18 protein-coding genes are annotated in these 15,461 nt (G+C 55.1%); 9 read left to right on the top strand and 9 right to left on the bottom strand.

Going from position 1 to position 15,461, the window contains the following annotated elements; translation table 11 throughout:
- Genes flgK through HEQ61_RS09515 form a run of 4 tightly spaced genes read right to left on the bottom strand, consistent with a single transcriptional unit; the run spans position 1 to position 4,391 of the window.
- Complete coding sequence (gene flgK, locus HEQ61_RS09530) at positions 1–2,205, bottom strand: flagellar hook-associated protein FlgK (protein WP_168021083.1); 2,205 nt, start codon at positions 2,203–2,205, stop codon at positions 1–3.
- A 52-nt stretch (positions 2,206–2,257) separates the two neighbouring features.
- The gene (locus HEQ61_RS09525) at positions 2,258–2,920 is read right to left on the bottom strand and encodes a hypothetical protein (RefSeq protein WP_168021084.1); all 663 of its coding nucleotides are present in this window, start codon (positions 2,918–2,920) and stop codon (positions 2,258–2,260) included.
- Complete coding sequence (locus HEQ61_RS09520) at positions 2,917–3,246, bottom strand: rod-binding protein (RefSeq protein WP_168021085.1); 330 nt, start codon at positions 3,244–3,246, stop codon at positions 2,917–2,919. The genes HEQ61_RS09525 and HEQ61_RS09520 overlap by 4 nt, the downstream gene beginning before the upstream one ends.
- A complete protein-coding gene (locus HEQ61_RS09515; RefSeq protein WP_168021129.1) occupies positions 3,246–4,391 on the bottom strand; it encodes a flagellar basal body P-ring protein FlgI in 1,146 nt (381 codons plus the stop codon). Before HEQ61_RS09515 ends, HEQ61_RS09520 begins: the two co-directional genes overlap by 1 nt.
- A 326-nt stretch (positions 4,392–4,717) precedes the next feature.
- Between HEQ61_RS09515 and HEQ61_RS09510 the strand changes: the two genes are divergently transcribed.
- Positions 4,718–5,191 (top strand): flagellar assembly protein FliX, encoded by a 474-nt coding sequence (locus tag HEQ61_RS09510; protein WP_168021086.1) that lies wholly within the window; start codon positions 4,718–4,720, stop codon positions 5,189–5,191.
- A 127-nt stretch (positions 5,192–5,318) separates the two neighbouring features.
- Positions 5,319–5,741, top strand: a complete 423-nt coding sequence (gene dksA, locus HEQ61_RS09505) for an RNA polymerase-binding protein DksA (RefSeq protein ID WP_066131813.1) — start codon at positions 5,319–5,321, stop codon at positions 5,739–5,741.
- Positions 5,742–5,805: 64 nt separating this feature from the next.
- On the opposite strand, the gene HEQ61_RS09500 is transcribed toward dksA, so the two are convergent.
- From HEQ61_RS09500 to flgF, 5 genes are all read right to left on the bottom strand, one after another.
- Positions 5,806–6,222: a flagellar biosynthesis regulator FlaF gene (locus HEQ61_RS09500; RefSeq protein WP_168021087.1), complete on the bottom strand. Its 417-nt coding sequence runs from the start codon at positions 6,220–6,222 to the stop codon at positions 5,806–5,808.
- An 86-nt stretch (positions 6,223–6,308) separates the two neighbouring features.
- A complete protein-coding gene (gene flgH / locus HEQ61_RS09495; RefSeq protein WP_168021088.1) occupies positions 6,309–7,073 on the bottom strand; it encodes a flagellar basal body L-ring protein FlgH in 765 nt (254 codons plus the stop codon).
- A 25-nt stretch (positions 7,074–7,098) separates the two neighbouring features.
- Entirely contained in the window at positions 7,099–8,136 is a 1,038-nt protein-coding gene (gene flgA, locus HEQ61_RS09490) for a flagellar basal body P-ring formation chaperone FlgA (protein WP_168021089.1), read from the bottom strand.
- A gap of 28 nt (positions 8,137–8,164) precedes the next feature.
- Positions 8,165–8,950, bottom strand: coding sequence for a flagellar basal-body rod protein FlgG (flgG, locus tag HEQ61_RS09485; protein ID WP_066131799.1), 786 nt, complete (start codon positions 8,948–8,950; stop codon positions 8,165–8,167).
- A 79-nt stretch (positions 8,951–9,029) separates the two neighbouring features.
- Positions 9,030–9,776 carry a flagellar basal-body rod protein FlgF gene (gene flgF / locus HEQ61_RS09480; RefSeq protein WP_168021090.1) on the bottom strand — a complete coding sequence of 249 codons (747 nt, stop codon included), beginning with the start codon at positions 9,774–9,776 and terminating at the stop codon, positions 9,030–9,032.
- Positions 9,777–10,068: 292 nt separating this feature from the next.
- Between flgF and HEQ61_RS09475 the strand changes: the two genes are divergently transcribed.
- The 7 genes from HEQ61_RS09475 to HEQ61_RS09445 all read left to right on the top strand — a co-directional run bounded on the left by HEQ61_RS09475 (position 10,069) and on the right by HEQ61_RS09445 (position 15,460).
- Positions 10,069–10,653 (top strand): flagellar basal body-associated FliL family protein, encoded by a 585-nt coding sequence (locus HEQ61_RS09475; protein WP_168021092.1) that lies wholly within the window; start codon positions 10,069–10,071, stop codon positions 10,651–10,653.
- Positions 10,654–10,700: 47 nt separating this feature from the next.
- Positions 10,701–11,900, top strand: a complete 1,200-nt coding sequence (gene fliM, locus HEQ61_RS09470; protein WP_168021094.1) for a flagellar motor switch protein FliM — start codon at positions 10,701–10,703, stop codon at positions 11,898–11,900.
- Positions 11,901–11,904: 4 nt separating this feature from the next.
- The gene (locus HEQ61_RS09465) at positions 11,905–12,711 is read left to right on the top strand and encodes a DUF6468 domain-containing protein (protein ID WP_168021096.1); all 807 of its coding nucleotides are present in this window, start codon (positions 11,905–11,907) and stop codon (positions 12,709–12,711) included.
- Positions 12,712–12,722: 11 nt separating this feature from the next.
- On the top strand, positions 12,723–13,454 hold the full coding sequence (locus tag HEQ61_RS09460) for a MotE family protein (RefSeq protein WP_168021098.1): 732 nt from the start codon (positions 12,723–12,725) through the stop codon (positions 13,452–13,454).
- Positions 13,455–13,595: 141 nt separating this feature from the next.
- The gene (locus HEQ61_RS09455; protein ID WP_066131784.1) at positions 13,596–13,985 is read left to right on the top strand and encodes a response regulator; all 390 of its coding nucleotides are present in this window, start codon (positions 13,596–13,598) and stop codon (positions 13,983–13,985) included.
- 54 nt (positions 13,986–14,039) lie between these two features.
- A complete protein-coding gene (locus HEQ61_RS09450; protein WP_245183235.1) occupies positions 14,040–14,789 on the top strand; it encodes a protein phosphatase CheZ in 750 nt (249 codons plus the stop codon).
- Between the two features lie 14 nt (positions 14,790–14,803).
- The gene (locus HEQ61_RS09445; RefSeq protein WP_168021100.1) at positions 14,804–15,460 is read left to right on the top strand and encodes a hypothetical protein; all 657 of its coding nucleotides are present in this window, start codon (positions 14,804–14,806) and stop codon (positions 15,458–15,460) included.
- The last annotated feature ends 1 nt before the right edge of the window (position 15,461 follow it).

The raw sequence follows: 15,461 nt of genomic DNA, 5'->3' as shown, positions 1-15,461 counted from the left end.
TTAGCGAATTATATCATTGAGAATGTCGAGCATCTGCTTGGTCGTTGAAATGACCTTGGCGGCAGCGGAGTACGATTGTTCAAAGATCATCAACTGGGACAGCTCTTCGTCCAAATTTACCTGGCTTACCTGGGCATCTTTCATGACCAGTGCTTCGCTCAACCCCTGTTGATAAGTGACGGATTCCTTGGCTGTGGCGGCTCGGCCCGCAGCGTTGGAGACGATAGCGGCACCATAGTCGGTCAGTTTCAGGCTTCCGGTGGCCAGTCCGCCAGACAGATTATAGCTCCGTGGTGTTGTGAAGACCTTTGCCACTTCGTTGATGTTGCTGTTGTCCCCGACCGATACATAGTATTGCGCCGTAATGGGATTGAACTGTACCTTGCCCCGGTGCAGCCGACTGGGGCTGAGCGTCAGGCTGGGGTTGACAACAATGCTACGTGCGTTTCCGGTATCGGATGGGGCCAGTTGCAGCGGGCCAAACGCTGTTGTGGGGCCTGTGGCACTGGTTACAACCAGTTCTCCACCATCCAGATTGCTCAGGCGCAGCCGTTCTCCGGTGCCATCCGGTATGACATTGGCAATAATGCGGTCTGCAAGAGCCGGGGTTCCATTGATACGATCAGCAAGTGTTCTCAGGCTATCCCCCGGCAGAACGGAAACCGTGGCAAAGTTGATGCCGATGGTGTCCGTTGAAAACTGCAGGGTTGCACTGCCAACGGTATAGTAGTCTTTCGATATAACTGTGCTGTCCCAGGTCCTGTTCTTGACGCCTTTGTGGAACAGGTCATTCAGCCCAAGGAAGTTGGCAAAACCCTTGACGGTCTCATCTGCATTTCCGTCATTATTGGCATCAAACAGGATTGTGGCATCTGTGGCTTCAGCCCCAAGACTGGAGTCAACTTGGTCGCGGAAACCCAGTGATGCCTGGGCGGTATTCAGCTGGATCTCAAAGGTTCCACCTGCGTTGACCTTGACTGTTGCATCAGCCAGGTTGGGACCAGCCGGAAGCCGCAACCAGGATTGCATGCGGCTTGCTACTTGATCAATGGTCCATGGGCCGTTGGCTGGATAAGCTCCACCGGCAAAGGATCCATCGGTCATGATTGTATTCAGTGTTGTGGTTGACTTCTGTGAACCGTCTGTATTGAAAACAGTCAAGGTCACGTCGCTTTTTTGCAGAGAGATTGTCTGGTTATAGTTTGTGGTCGCCGCATCGGGTATGAACGAACGTGATCCGATCATAGCATTGGCCACGGCCGGGAAGCTGGTTCCCCGGTTGTGGGCTTCATTCACAGATGTCCGCAGTTTTGTAGCCAGCTCGTCCATCTGGGATTGCAGGTCGGGAAGTTCCCGGTCACGAACCTCGATCAGTGATTTCAGTTTTCCCTGACGGATATCGCCAGTGATATCCAGAACTCCGACGGACATCTTTGAGAACTGCCCCGAGGCAAATGTGTCGGTGGGCGAAACCTGCGTTGCCGGGTTAAAGACGATTTGTTTGGCAACGCTGTCAATCAAGGTCACGCCAGATGCCGTGTACATGACAACCGCCCCGTTTTCCCGGACGAAGTGCTGCACATCCATGATTTCATTGATTTTACCCAGAAGCGTATCGCGCTTGTCTTCCAGGTCGGCGGTGCCGCGCTTGGTTGCCCTGGCCAGAACGATCCGTTCATTCAGGACAGCAATATCCTTGACGGCTGCATTCATGATCTCAAGGTTGGCGTAAATGTCTTGGTCGGCTGCGGCCCGCAGATCCTGTATGGAATTGGACAGGGTATTCATTTGATACGCAATGTCCTGCATCTTGCGGACAGTGCGGTCGCTTTGCCCCGTGTTGATGGCAGCCTGTTCGAATTGGGTCGAGAGATTGTTGATAGTGTGGGCAATTGTTGTGTTGTCACCGGGTTTGCCGAAAAGGTCCTGCAGGCGATCAAAGTACTTTTGTGTAGCGGCGTACTGCTGGTACAAGCCCGCAGCTTGCCAAGAATTGGCTCTTAACTTCTCGTCAACCCGGCGTGTTGTTTCCGCAACCTCTACCCCAACCCCATAGCCCGCCAGAACGCGGCTTGTCGGGTTGAACAGCTTGCGGGAAAAGCCTGGCGTATTCAGGTTGGCAATATTGTTTGACACCAGGTCCAAGCCTTGTTTGGAGGCCTGTAGCCCGCTGAGAGCAGCAGAAAGTCCAAGTGTCAGTGACATGGGATTATCCTTTGGTTACCATCTGAAAACGGCTTTTTCCATAAATGCGGTTTCAGAATTCCTTGTTCAGGGCGATCGCAAGGCGTTTGTTCTCCACCTGATTTCCATCCAGGCGCCCACTTTCGCCATAAGCGGCCTGACCTTTCTCCTGGATTTCGCGAACGGCATCGGCAACGGCACCCATAAAAGTGTTGCCTGCCACAATACCGGCTCGCAGCAAGCTTTCATTCAGACGTGAGGATTGCTCCAGAAGTTCTCCGGCAACCTTGAGCTTTTCGACCTGTGACTGCGGCATGCCTTTGGCGATGTCCGGCTCCCGGTGCAGGACAACGATCTGTTCCAGATAAGCCCGGGTCAGGGCCTTCTTGCGCTCGCTGTGTTCCTCGACATCCCCATAACGATGTTTGCGCAGGGCATCATTTTCCAGATCCAGGATGCGGGTCAGTTCGGTCACGACCATTAACAGATCTTCCGGACGATCGGGGGGTGTGATCGGAGATGTTCTGTCCTGTCCGGATTCACGGGTGGCCCGGCTTGCTGTTTCCTGATGCGTGTTTCTTGGCGTATTGCGCGGTTTACCGGTGGCAGCAACAGCCCTGGCTTGCCTTGGGGCACCAAGGCTGGCAACAGACTGCCGTCCTGCACGGGGGGGTGCGTCCTGTGTTGCCGTTCGTGTCAGACGACCGGGGCGTTTGGATGAACCAAAGGTCATCATGGGGTTGTCTCCTGTGCCTGCAACATGGCTTTTACAACGTGATCGGCCAGACCGATTCCGCCGGCCTTGGCAATGGATTTTCCGTATTCATCAATCAGAAGGCTGCGCCATTTGTCTTCCCCAATCCCCCCGCCAAATGTTTCGTTGGTCTTTATGCCGGCGAACATGGCTTGCAGGGCCTGCGAGAGAAAGAAGGATTCGAAGCTTTCGGCCGCAGCCTGCACCTTGTCCAAGTTTCTTCCCGCTGCGTGGTTGCTTAGGGCGGCCAGTTCATTTTGATGACGGGCGCTGCTGTAAACCAGCGATGTATCAGCCAGAGGCACCATTACATCACCTCAATCTCTGCTTGCAGGGCCCCGGCGGCCTTGATGGCCTGCAATATGCTGATCATGTCCCGTGGGCCAATGCCCAATGCATTGAGTCCATTGACAACCTCCTGCAGGCTGACTCCAGCATCCACGATGCCCAGCTTGCGATCAGCGCCTTCATCCACCTGGATATCTGTGCGTGGAACGACCACGGTCTGCCCAACGGCCGAGAAAGGATTGGGCTGGCTGACCTGGGGCGTTTCGGTAACGCGGATTGTCAGGCTTCCCTGTGCGACAGCCACCCGTGAAACCCGGACATTCTCACCAATCACAATAATGCCGGTTTGCTCGTCAATGACGACTCGTGCCAGCTGATCTGGTTCCACGCGCAGTTGCTCGATATCGGTCAGGAGCGAGACCACATTACGTCCCGGTGGGACGGTTACCTTGACGGTTCCCGGATCATCGGGGACAGCTTGCTGGCTTCCCAGATAGGAATTGACTGCTGCCGCTACCCGCCGTGCGGTCGTCAGGTCGGGGTTGCGCAAAGAGATATTCACCGTTTGCATCCCGGCCAGTGTGAAGGGAACTTCACGTTCAATCGTGGCACCGTTGGGTATACGGCCAGATGTGGGAACCCCCTTGCTGATGCTGGCCCCTTGTCCTTGGGCTTCAAAGCCGCCAACCTGCACTTGCCCTTGGGCAACGGAATACACCTCACCATCGGCACCGACCAGCGGAGTTACCAGCAGGGTACCACCCAGAAGGCTCTTGGCATCCCCCAGAGCCGAAACGGTAACATCAATGCGGGATCCCTGACGGCCGAAAGGCGGCAAACTTGCCGTAACCATGACAGCCGCTATATTCTTGGGTTTCAGGCTTGATGCATCCCGCGTGTTGACACCCAGACGCTCCAGCATCCCGATCAGGCTTTCCCGGGTGAAGGGCATATCTTCTATTTTGTCGCCCGTTCCTTTCAGGCCAACAACCAAGCCATACCCAATCAGCATATTTTCCCGTACGCCTTCAAACTCGGCAATGTCCTTGATCCGGGATGGTGCTGTATATGCCGTGTTCGTTGCAGCCAGAAAAACCAGAGCGGCAGTTATTGCCGTGGTGACAGCGCGCAACTTTTTCGCACAACAAGCGCGGAAACAGGGCATTTCCAGCAGTCCTCCAATCCAGGGCAGGGTCATGTCTGTCTCTCGGGGACAAAACAATCAGTCTGCGCTCCTCTCATATGCCAGAATTATGCCATGATGCCGGTGTGTATATGCCGTGTAACAGTCTCTTGTTATGGATGCATAATATTGTACGACGTCATGCTCTTCTTGCTCTTCATCTGGATCGGCCCGGCAATAATTGCCGGGTTCCCCGTGTTGATTTCCCCTTTTATCACTGTCAGCAACACCTTAGAATCTCTCCGGAAAGAGGGGTACCCTGTATTCGGGGTCTGTCTTCGTGCAATAAATGGGTAGGCTGGATATCAATGAAAGTTTCAGGTGTTGGCCGTGGTTCCACGTCTTCAGCCAAACGTGCCGGGAAATCCAGAAGCCCGTCGCGGAGCTTTGCCAGTCATCTTGATGATACAGCCGGAGCCGTTGATGTCTCTTCCGGGCCTGATGCGCCAGCGTCTTTAGCGGCGATCAGCGGTATTTTATCTGTGCAGACGGTCGATCCTGATGCAGGTGGGGGGAAAGCCAACCGTCGCCTGATGCAGCGTGCCGAGGATTTATTGGACAAGTTGGAGGATGTACGTCACGGCCTTTTGGTTGGTGCCATTCCGAGGGATATGCTGGCTGATCTGGCTCGTATGGTCCGTGCCCGTCGGGATGCGGGTGGTGATCCCCACTTGGTCGCTATTCTCGATGAAATAGAACTGAGGGCCGAGGTGGAGCTGGCAAAACTCGCAACACGTTCCGGATCCGGGGATGCTGCCAAAGCCCGGGAGCCCTCTTCGTAATGGCGGCGTCAATACCCTTCTTGCGTTATTTATTAGCGCCTTATCTTGTTAGGGTAGTGCAACTTTTCTTGCGCTATCCTGCGCTGCACCCTATAGTCCCGACCGGATTTGGGAGGTCCGTCACGTCATGACAACAGTGAGTATCTTGCCGCCGGACTATCGTCCTTCGGATGATGAGCCGTTCATGAATGAGCTCCAGAGGGAGTATTTCCGACAGAAGCTGTTGAAGTGGCGTTCCGAGCTTTTACGTGAGTCCGAGGAGACGCTTGAGCATCTCCAGGAAGGAGGATTGCAGGAACCAGACCTTGCTGATCGTGCTTCGGCCGAAATGGAGAGGGCTTTGGAGCTGCGTACCCGTGACCGTGCGCGCAAGCTGATTTCCAAGATTGATGCCGCGCTGGAGCGGTTGGAGCACGGCACTTATGGGTATTGTGAGGAAACCGGTGAGCCGATCAGTTTACGCCGGCTGGAGGCACGACCCATCGCCACCCTCTCTATTGAGGCGCAAGAGCGTCACGAGAGGATGGAGCGTACACACCGTACGGACTGATTCAGTGTTATCGTTCTGATCCGATCAATGGTGGTCTTTCACGTTAGGTGTTGTTCCTTTTCCATTAGTGCACGGCGCTGTCTTCAAGCGTGCCGTGCATTTCTGTTTCGCTGTTTTCCAAGGCATTGTCATTTGATGCCTCGCTGTTGCGTACCGACTCCAGAAGGCCCTCGGCAATCTGTAGGTTGATGGCAGCAAGAGACCGGCTGCGGTTACCGCCGTTTCCCTGCATGATCAAGGCCGTTTCACGCGACACGTAGTCTGCCAGTGCCATCAGGTTATTTCGGATGTGCTGAGGGAAAATCGTACTTCCGGTTATGCAATGAGCTTTGACAGTCAGCCATATATCCAGATTCTTCTCTATGGCTGCGTCCATCAAGGCTTGGTCGCCTTTTTCTTCTGCCAGACTGATGGCGTCAGAGACGAGGAACAGGGCAAGAGCTTCTCCCTCGCAGGTCTCACTAAGCGTACGTGCACTCATGATATTCTCCTGTTTCTTTGCCGGCTGGATTTTCCGGTGTCACCGCTGCCGGTCTGCGGGTTCACTCTCCTTCTGATCCGGATGGATCAGAAAGGAAGAATAATATCAAGGACTTCCTGCCCATAACGTGGCTTCTGGACATCAGACAGTGTGCCGCGTCCGCCATAGATAATCCGGGCCTCAGCCATTTTCTCCGACGACACCTTGTTGTCTGATCCAATGTCTTCGGGCCTGATTACGCCTGTAACCGCCAGCTCGCGCAGCTCACCGTTGACCTTGATTTCCTGACGTCCCGCAATCACAAGATTCCCGTTGGGAAGAGCTTGGATCACAACGGCGGCGAGCTGGACGGATATGGTTTCCTCGCGTTTGATGGTACCGCTGCCACCATGTGTGCTTCTGGAGTTGATCCCACCGATCATTGTTGCAGGATTGACCGTGTTAGGGAGAATCTTGCTGACGGAATTTTCTAGCCCCATCAAGTTGGTAAAGCCGAATTCTTCTGTGGGTTTTGCACGGTCACGGTTTGTAGAATTGCTCAAGGACGCTTTTTCGCCCTTTATGTTGACGACAACAGTCAGAATGTCACCAACCTGCCCAGCTCTCTGGTCCTTGAAAAACGCGCGGGCACCGGGACGCCACAGACTATTGGGGCTGGATGTGGCCACATTTGCTGCGGGCATAGGCATGGATACGGGACGGTAATCCCGCTTGTTGACCGGATTTTCAATCGTGGAGACTTTTGGTCCCCCTCCAATTTCGGACAGCCTTTGCATTGTGTCGCATCCGCTGGCCGTGAGCAGGGCGCTGGCAAGAATTCCGGCTTTGGCTGCTTTGTGTAATGGTTTCATACCATGTCTCCTTGCGCCGCCGGGTCTAACGGAGTGATGCCGATTGCACAGGACCGGATACCCGGATTGTGCGTTGGCCCGTTACGGTACCGACTACAGTTCTTTTGCCCTGAAGGTTCTCGACCCGGATGTTATCGCCGAGGCTTCCGTTCTCAAGAGCTTGTCCTCGTGCTGTCAGTGACATGTTTGCCGTGTGCAGCTCGATGACGACCATTTGGCCCCGCGCGACCAAGACAGGACGTTCCACGTCTCCCGCGCTGACAGGTTCGCCCGGGCGCAGGGAGCGACGTAACTCCATACCGATGATCCTGTCTGCATCCACAAGGGCGGAGTCACGTAATTCCTTGTGGCGGACGCGCTTCCAGGTGATGTCTTTGGCACGGATAATTTCACGACGGGTCATCGGACGGGTCAGAACCGGTAGTTCCACTGTCTCGTGGAGTCGCCCTGACAAACGCAGTTTTTTGGGTTCAGAACCACCAACCGGCAGGGTCAGTGTGGCGCTGAAACGTCCGAACCGATCTGTGGCAATATCCACGACGTGGATGTTATTGAGATCACCGGCAAGAATATCGACGGGCGCTGGCATGGTGGTCAGCTCGATGTCCGTCCCTGGTTCGATGCCGCGTTGTTCCAGTGCCTGACGCAGGACATTCATAATGTCGTCTTGCCCGAAGGTGGTGCTGTCACGTGTGATGGTGACTTGGTCCATGGGGCTGGTGGGAAGCCATCCCAAGTTCCATGCTGCAGAAATGGCGGTCAGGCGATCAGCACCCAGAACCAGCTGCTCTCCGGCTGCGGGTGCATGTATGACCTCGATATCCCCGCTTTCCAGGATTCCTGTTACGGGACTGAACAAGTCCCCCAAACGAACCGAATGCCCCGTGACAACGATGTTGCGATTCAGGGATACCGGAACTGCGGTGGTCCCGTTTCTTTGCGCCGCAGCCATCAAGGCTTCCGGTACGCTGACCAGAATGGGTCCTGAACCCGTCCGGGCCATGGCTTCACCGGCAAGGCCGGCAGCCAGAAACACGGCAAGTATACGCAGGGTGGTGGTCATGGTTTCAAGGTCCAGTCAGTCATGGTTCTTAGCGGAGCTGGCTGATCGTCCGCATCATTTCATCCGATGCGGTAATGACTTTGGAGTTCATTTCATAAGCGCGCTGGGCAGAGATCAGCTCGGTGATCTCTGACACAACGTTGACATTCGAGGTTTCAAGAAAACCCTGTAGCAGGCCGCCAAAACCGGGTGCGCCCGGGTTTCCGACGGTCGCAGCCCCGGATGCCTGTGTTTCAACCAGAAGATTCTTCCCGATCGCGGCAAGGCCGGCGTCGTTGGCGAAGGTTGCCAGCTGAATCTGACCTACGTTCTGGGGGGCAACCTGTCCATCGATCTTGACGATCACCTCGCCCGAAGCATTGATTGTGACGCCGGTGGCATTCTGGGGAATTACGATCCCCGGCTGGAGTGTGTAACCATCGTGTGACACCAGCTGACCATTGGGGTCTGGCTGGAATGCCCCGTCCCGGGTATAGGCCGTGGTGCCATCAGGTAAGGTGATCTGGAAGTATCCCTTGCCCTGAATGGCAATGTCATACGAATTGTTTGTGGATGTCATGCTGCCCTGTTCGGCAATCCGGTATACGGCATTGGTTTTAACGCCAAGCCCCAGCTGGATACCGGCTGGAACAATGGTTCCTGTATCGGAAGAGTTGTCACCAGGCCTGCGGACATCCTGGTAAAGAAGATCAGCGAACTCGGCACGCCTTCTGGCATAAGCCGTTGTGTTCATGTTTGCGATGTTGTTGGAGATGACCTCAACGTTTGTCTGTTGAGCCAGCATCCCCGTTCCGCCAATAGCCAACGACCGCATCTTCTTTTTCCTTCCGCATCATTCCCCTGTGTGGGGCCATGCTTTTCTTTCCCGTTGCCGGGAGTACATATCCAACCGGTTATGCGCTACGCCGTGCCCATGTATCCATGGTGCGACGGACGCGCTCGTCTTCTCTTTCAATCATCATGTTTGAACGTTCATAGGCCCTCTGGATGTCGATCATCCGTGTGATCTCTATGATTCCATTGACGTTGGAGCCTTCCAGTGCGCCTTGGACAACACCGGGTCTCTGTGCCGGTTCCGCGTTCATTCCCGCAGGCGCTTCCCACAAAGTTGATCCATAGCGTTTCAGGCGCTGCGGGTTTTCAAAGGTCACTGTTTTCAGCCGACCAACAGGTCCATTTTCTGTTGCCACTGTTCCATTCGCCATGATGGAGATCTGGGATTCATTCGGGGCAATGAAGATTGGTGTGTTGTTGTCGGTCATGATCGGGTAGCCGTCGTGATTGGACAGTTGCCCCTGTTCGTTCAGGATCAGTGACCCCCCACGTGAGTACTTCTCGCCGGCAGGTGTCTCCACAGACAGGAAAACATCCGGGCGCTCCAAGGCCACATCCAGTGTGTTCCCTGTGTGCCGGATTGGCCCCTGACTCAGGTCATTGACTGTTCCAAAATCCTGTACGAATCGAACCTGGTCCCTGAAAACCGAGTCTGTATTCGGTGTGCGCACCATATAATCGGTGAACAAAGTGTCCTGTCGCCGATAGTTTGTCGTATTCATATTGGCCAAGTTGTTGGCAACCGTTTCCATACGGCGCCACAGGGCTGTTTGGGCAGACAGGGCAATGTAACCCGTATTTTGCATGGCCTTTCTGGTCTCCCGTCGGCATTGCTTTTGTGCCGATCAGGGAAAGCACATATCGTGCCAGCTTGTTTAATGGTTATATATGAAGGTGTTGTGATTTTACGGCGCACCATCTTGCCCTGGCCTCAGGTAAAAAGGTGTATGGTGGGAAGGCAGAAATTTCCGCTGGTGCCGACACGAGAAAGCCCTAACCCCTTGTTAAGGGTTCCTGCGTAGTCTTTGCACAAGAAGGATACATGTTTGTACGTGGTGAACCTCGCCCGCACATGGACTGGCTGATGCCGAGGGGACGATGGCCGAAGATCTTGATGAAGAATATGACGACGATGATGCCGAGGGCGATGGCGGTGGCGGTGGCGGCGGTGGCGGGCGAAAAAAGCTGCTTCTGCTGATCTTGCTGCCGATCCTGTTGATTGTCGGGGGCGTTGCCGGCGCATGGTTTGCCGGTGTTTTTGATCGCAAGCCGCCGCCGGAGGCTGAGGCAGCCGCTGCGTCTGGCGAAGGAGCTGCGCCACAGCCAGCCGGTGCCGCTGGTGCGCCCGGCGCTTCTGGTGCGCCCGGAGCCCCTGCTGGTCCGGCTTTTTATGACCTGCCGGAGATGGTGGTGGACATTGCCGGGCAGGGCCGCAAGCGGACTTTTATGAAAGTCCGGGTCAGTCTGGAGTTATCGTCGCAGGCGGATGTTCCCATCGTGGAAAGTGTCATGCCGCGTATTGTTGATAATTTCCAGGTGTATTTGCGTGAGCTGCGTATCGAGGATCTTCAGGGTGCTGCCGGGATTTATCGCCTGCGAGAGGAACTCTTGCTGCGTGTTAATTCTGCTGTACGACCAGCCAAGGTGAATGATGTTCTGTTCAAGGAAATGCTGGTTCAGTAGCCCTCTGTTCATGTAGAGGGGGAGTGGGGTGAAGTGAGGGAAGCAGGATGACCGCGCCTCAGGATGCAGATCGGACCGCCGAAGACGAAGAAGCCCTTATGAAGGAATGGGAAGCCATGTCCGGCGGCGGCGGTGGCGGCGGCGGAGGTGGTGGAGAAGAAGGGGATGACGCCGATGCGATGGCCGCCGAATGGGAGGCCATGCTGGGTGGCGGGGAAGGTGGCGGCGGAGTTGCGACCGAAATAAAGCCTGAGTTTACAGCCAGCTCTTCCTCGGGGCGTGAAAGTACACGTGTTCTGAACCAGGATGAAATCGACAGTCTTCTGGGCTTTGATGATTCCGACGACGAGCGAAGCGACAAGACGGGTATTCAGGCTATTCTGAATTCCGCTTTGGTGTCGTACGAACGCCTGCCAATGCTGGAGGTGGTGTTCGACCGACTTGTGCGTATGATGTCTACGTCGTTGCGTAATTTTACATCTGATAACGTCGAGGTTTCCCTCGACAACATTTATAATCTTCGGTTCGGCGATTACCTGAACTCTATTCCTTTGCCGGCGATGCTGACTGTTTTCAAGGCTGAAGAGTGGGATAACTACGGCCTTATGACGGTTGATTCCGCCCTGATTTATTCCATTGTTGACGTGCTTCTGGGTGGGCGCCGCGGGACAGCTGCCATGCGTGTAGAAGGGCGCCCCTATACGACCATTGAACGCAACTTGGTCGAGCGGATGATTCACGTCCTTCTGGCCGACCTTTCTGCGGCCTTTGACCCGCTGTCACCGGTTACGTTTCGTTTTGATCGCCTGGAAACAAACCCCCGTTTTGCAACCATTTCCCGACCTTCCAATGCTGCGATTGTGGCCAAACTCCGAATCGATATGGAGGATCGCGGCGGCAGGGTTGAGCTTCTGTTGCCCTATGCGACCCTGGAGCCTGTCCGTGAGCTCCTGTTGCAGATGTTCATGGGGGAAAAGTTCGGTCGTGACTCGATCTGGGAAACTCACTTGGCTGAAGAGATGTGGTTTACCGAGGTCGAGATGGAGGCTGTTCTGGATGAACAGACCATGTCTTTGCGCGATATCCTGAACTTGGAAGTGGGGTCCCGGATTATGCTGAATGCAGCTCCTAATTCTCCTGTTGAGTTGCGTTGTGGCGATATTCCCATGTTTTCCGGGCAAATGGGGCGCAGGGGCAACCACATCTCGATCCGGGTTGATTCCAAAATCAGGCAGCAGAGGAGGTAGTGCCATGGACGTTGCGCTGATCCTCGATGTGCTGGTTGTTTTGCTTCTGGTGCCAACGATTGTGTTTGCCGTCCTTCTTAACAACAGGCTTTCCTCACTACGCCGGAACCGTGAGGATCTGGCGCGTCTGATTGCTGCTTTCAATGAAGCGACTGTAAGGGCCGAGAGTGGTATTCCCCGCCTGCGCAAGGCCGGTGAAGATGCAGGACGTCTTCTGCAAGAGAAGATTGAAAGAGCACAGGTCTTGCGTGATGACCTTGCGTTCATGGTGGAACGTGCTTCTGCAATGGCAGAGCGGCTTGATGGAGCTGCACGTACAGCAAAGGAAAAGGCCGGGCGTGCTCTGTCTTCTGTTATCCCTGCTTCCGGGAATTCTGTTCCGGGAGGTCCGCCGGTTGATCCTGTTGCGGCCGCTGAGTCTGTTGTTGCCGCTGCTGCCGCTGCTGCTGCTGCGGCTGGGTTGTCTGCATCCGGAGCCCGTGTTCCTCCCCCGGCTCAGCTTGATATTGAGAGCGCTGCTGCTGCTGCGGAGTATGCCGAAAAGACGTCTGTTGCAAGAGCACCATCAGCCGCAGAGATTGTTCGGGACGACTCCTACGTCATGCCTGATGTGCGTCCGGTTGACCAGTCTGGTTTGGCTGTATCCCAGCCCCCATCTTTGGGGAGTGCTTTGACAGCAACAGAGGGGGTCGGAGCTGCTATTCCCCCCAAGCGCGTTGAATCAGAGAGAAAGCACGCACCGATACCCCGGGAGGATGACCGGTCTGAAGCCGAGAAGGAGCTTCTGCGTGCCCTCAGGTCGGTGCGTTGAGGGGGCAGGGTATGGCTGGACTCAGAACCCCACGGATTCGCCTGTTGCCACTGGTCATTTTTGTGGCGGTTTTGATGTTGTCCGTGCGGCTGGAGTCTTTGTGGCACGATATTGGGGCTGGTTTTGACCGGGCCAGCCAACCGGGCAGGGACATTTCTTTGCCCCGCATAGCAGAATCGCCTGCTACAAGGGCTGTCCCTGTCCCGAGTCCAGCAGAAGAGCTGGGTATTCACATTGGTTCCGCTGTCGCTCAGACAGCAGGATCCGGGCCCTCGTCCCTGTCCGATCTTGAGGGTGGTGGAGGGCCGTCATTTACGCGCACAGAGGTTGATGTTCTCCAGAGGCTGGCGGAACGGCGTGAACTTCTTGACCGTAGAGAAAAAGAGCTGGATACCCGCGATGGCATGCTGAAGGCAGCAGAGAAACGCATAGATCGTAAAATTGTCGAGCTACAGAACCTGGAGAAGACAATCAACCAGCTCTTGAATCGTCATAACGAGGCCGAGAAGCGCAGAATTGACCAGCTGGTCAAGATTTATGCCACTATGAAGCCAAAAGATGCGGCCGGTATTTTCAATGCTCTGGAAATGGGCATTCTTCTGACTATCATGGAGAACATGAAGGAAGCCAAGACAGCGCCTATCCTTGCTGCGATGGAGCCAGAGAAGGCGCGGGCTGTGACAATGGAGATGAGCCGCCGGCACCAGCTTCCTGCCCCTGGCAAAGGGGAGCCCGGCAAGTAAATATGGGTTCCGTTATGTGTTGGGTATAAGTATGGTTGGAAAGATGTTGCGTCCAAGGGGTTGAGTCTTTTAGTAACAATGGGAAAGATGTTCTGGAGATCGCTGTGGCTGCCCGTTTGGCCGTCATGAACGGAGTGTGAGATGGCTGTCGACAAAGACATGAACATTCTGATTGTGGATGACTACAAGACGATGCTTCGCATCATCCGCAATCTGCTGAAGCAGCTGGGCTTCAGCAACATAGATGAGGCGTCCGACGGCAGCGCGGCTTTGTCCCAGCTTCGAAGCGGGCCAACGTACGGCTTGGTCATTTCGGACTGGAATATGGAGCCCATGACTGGACTCCAGCTCCTCAGGGAAGTTCGAGCTGATCCCAAGCTGAAGGCCTTGCCCTTCATCATGGTCACGGCCGAGTCCAAGTCCGAGAACGTTATCGCAGCCAAGGAAGCTGGCGTCTCGAACTACATCGTCAAGCCCTTCAATGCTGAAACGCTGAAGGCCAAGATGGTCAGCGTTCTGGGCGATTTCTGAGGTTGTCCCGGCGCGCCGTCCTGATTCTGGATTTCAGACCGGAGGCCCATGATCATGGTCGGTGACCCTTCCTCTCAAGAGGCTCCGTCGTCTGGACAGGACAGCGGCCTTCATCGTGCTGTTGCTTCCCGTATTGCAGGAATCCGCGAGGCTCACGGCGTTGCCGTGCCCGTCGACAATATTGGCGGTGTCGTTGCGGATATTCTGGATACCCTTTCCGGCGAGTTGTCTGCTGAGGATATGCGGCTTTACCAAGAGGTAGAGCAGCTGGCCCAGTACATACGTCAGGCTCGGTCAGAGATTGCGGCCCTTAATCCCACCGATATCCGGGAAGAGTTTCTCCCTACAGCAACGGATGAACTGGATGCGATTATCCAGTCTACCGAAAATGCTACGGGTTCCATCATGGATGCGACCGAAGCGGTCGAGGAGGTTTCTGGTCTTGTCAGCGAAGACTTGGGCTCCCGGCTCATGGATGCGGCGACAATGATATACGAAGCCTGCTCGTTTCAGGATCTGACAGGGCAGCGCATCACAAAAGTTGTTCGTATGCTGAAGAGCATTGAGGAGCGGGTCGAAAGTCTGGTCAAGGCATTCGATCCCAAGCTCCTTGCTGCTGCACGTGATGCGGCAGCGGCTGAGTCGGTTCAGCAGGCAGGGAACAGGGGGCGTGCCCGTGCATCTGCTGTTGGTGATAACGAGGGGGATGATGCCTTGCTCAATGGTCCACAGCTGGATGGGGATGCGATGAAACAGGGGGATATCGATTCTCTGCTTCACGGTACGGGTCCCAAGCGGACCTGAGTGGCTGGGCCGTAATGACTGATTCTGTCGATGCATCCTCCCGTCGTTCAGTTCTGTTGAGTGGTACCACGACACTGTTCCTCTCTTTATCGCTGCTGCTACTTGGTTTCTTCATTATTCTGGTTTCCTCTTCCCGCTATGACAGTCATCGTGCAACACCTGTCCTGTCAGGTGTCGTACGGGCCTTCTCTGACTCTCGTCATCATGATGGCTTGGCTGATCGGGGATCCTTTACGGGGCGGCATGGTCGCTGGTTGTCGAGTGCGCGTTCTTTCGAGGCTGCGCTGACACAGGCTCTGACGACGGATTTACGGGTTCTTCCGGTTATTCAATATGTTAGCGCTGATACCCTGAGGGCAGTACTTCCTGTCGAGTCCCTTTTTGAGCCGGGTAAAGCTTCATTCCGGTCTGAACGTCAGGCATTTCTGGATCGCTTGGTTGCCGTACTGTCATCTCCCCCTGCTGGATTTTCTTGCGAGATGAGTGTCCTGATCCAGGTTTCCGCTATGGACCGGGTTGGAGAGGTGCTTTTGGCTGAACAGCGTGTGGTTGGTTTTGCCAGTCTTGCGACAGCTCGTGGCATGCCTTTGTCCCAGCTTGTTGTTGGCGAGGAAATTGGCAAGGAAGGTGATCTTGTCCTAGCCTTCCGTCTGATGCCTGATGGGGGGTGAG

Origin of the sequence: Haematospirillum sp. H4485 (genome assembly GCF_012102745.1) — a bacterium.
GTDB lineage: Bacteria > Pseudomonadota > Alphaproteobacteria > Rhodospirillales > Rhodospirillaceae > Haematospirillum.
The sequence above is the reverse complement of the archived record's forward strand: the minus strand, read 5'-3'. Positions and strand labels throughout refer to the sequence as shown.

Excerpts from the sequence above, each read along its gene's own strand:
- flgK (WP_168021083.1), bottom strand. The coding sequence starts at position 2,205 with ATGTCACTGACACTTGGACTTTCTGCTGCTCTCAGCGGGCTACAGGCC.
- HEQ61_RS09520 (WP_168021085.1), bottom strand. The coding sequence starts at position 3,246 with ATGGTGCCTCTGGCTGATACATCGCTGGTTTACAGCAGCGCCCGTCAT.
- HEQ61_RS09475 (WP_168021092.1), top strand. The coding sequence starts at position 10,069 with ATGGCCGAAGATCTTGATGAAGAATATGACGACGATGATGCCGAGGGC.
- HEQ61_RS09445 (WP_168021100.1), top strand. The coding sequence starts at position 14,804 with ATGACTGATTCTGTCGATGCATCCTCCCGTCGTTCAGTTCTGTTGAGT.
- HEQ61_RS09525 (WP_168021084.1), bottom strand. The coding sequence starts at position 2,920 with ATGATGACCTTTGGTTCATCCAAACGCCCCGGTCGTCTGACACGAACG.
- flgG (WP_066131799.1), bottom strand. The coding sequence starts at position 8,950 with ATGCGGTCGTTGGCTATTGGCGGAACGGGGATGCTGGCTCAACAGACA.
- flgA (WP_168021089.1), bottom strand. The coding sequence starts at position 8,136 with ATGACCACCACCCTGCGTATACTTGCCGTGTTTCTGGCTGCCGGCCTT.
- HEQ61_RS09500 (WP_168021087.1), bottom strand. The coding sequence starts at position 6,222 with ATGAGTGCACGTACGCTTAGTGAGACCTGCGAGGGAGAAGCTCTTGCC.
- HEQ61_RS09450 (WP_245183235.1), top strand. The coding sequence starts at position 14,040 with ATGGTCGGTGACCCTTCCTCTCAAGAGGCTCCGTCGTCTGGACAGGAC.
- fliM (WP_168021094.1), top strand. The coding sequence starts at position 10,701 with ATGACCGCGCCTCAGGATGCAGATCGGACCGCCGAAGACGAAGAAGCC.
- HEQ61_RS09510 (WP_168021086.1), top strand. The coding sequence starts at position 4,718 with ATGAAAGTTTCAGGTGTTGGCCGTGGTTCCACGTCTTCAGCCAAACGT.
- HEQ61_RS09455 (WP_066131784.1), top strand. The coding sequence starts at position 13,596 with ATGGCTGTCGACAAAGACATGAACATTCTGATTGTGGATGACTACAAG.
- flgF (WP_168021090.1), bottom strand. The coding sequence starts at position 9,776 with ATGCAAAATACGGGTTACATTGCCCTGTCTGCCCAAACAGCCCTGTGG.
- HEQ61_RS09465 (WP_168021096.1), top strand. The coding sequence starts at position 11,905 with ATGGACGTTGCGCTGATCCTCGATGTGCTGGTTGTTTTGCTTCTGGTG.
- HEQ61_RS09460 (WP_168021098.1), top strand. The coding sequence starts at position 12,723 with ATGGCTGGACTCAGAACCCCACGGATTCGCCTGTTGCCACTGGTCATT.
- HEQ61_RS09515 (WP_168021129.1), bottom strand. The coding sequence starts at position 4,391 with ATGCCCTGTTTCCGCGCTTGTTGTGCGAAAAAGTTGCGCGCTGTCACC.
- flgH (WP_168021088.1), bottom strand. The coding sequence starts at position 7,073 with ATGAAACCATTACACAAAGCAGCCAAAGCCGGAATTCTTGCCAGCGCC.
- dksA (WP_066131813.1), top strand. The coding sequence starts at position 5,319 with ATGACAACAGTGAGTATCTTGCCGCCGGACTATCGTCCTTCGGATGAT.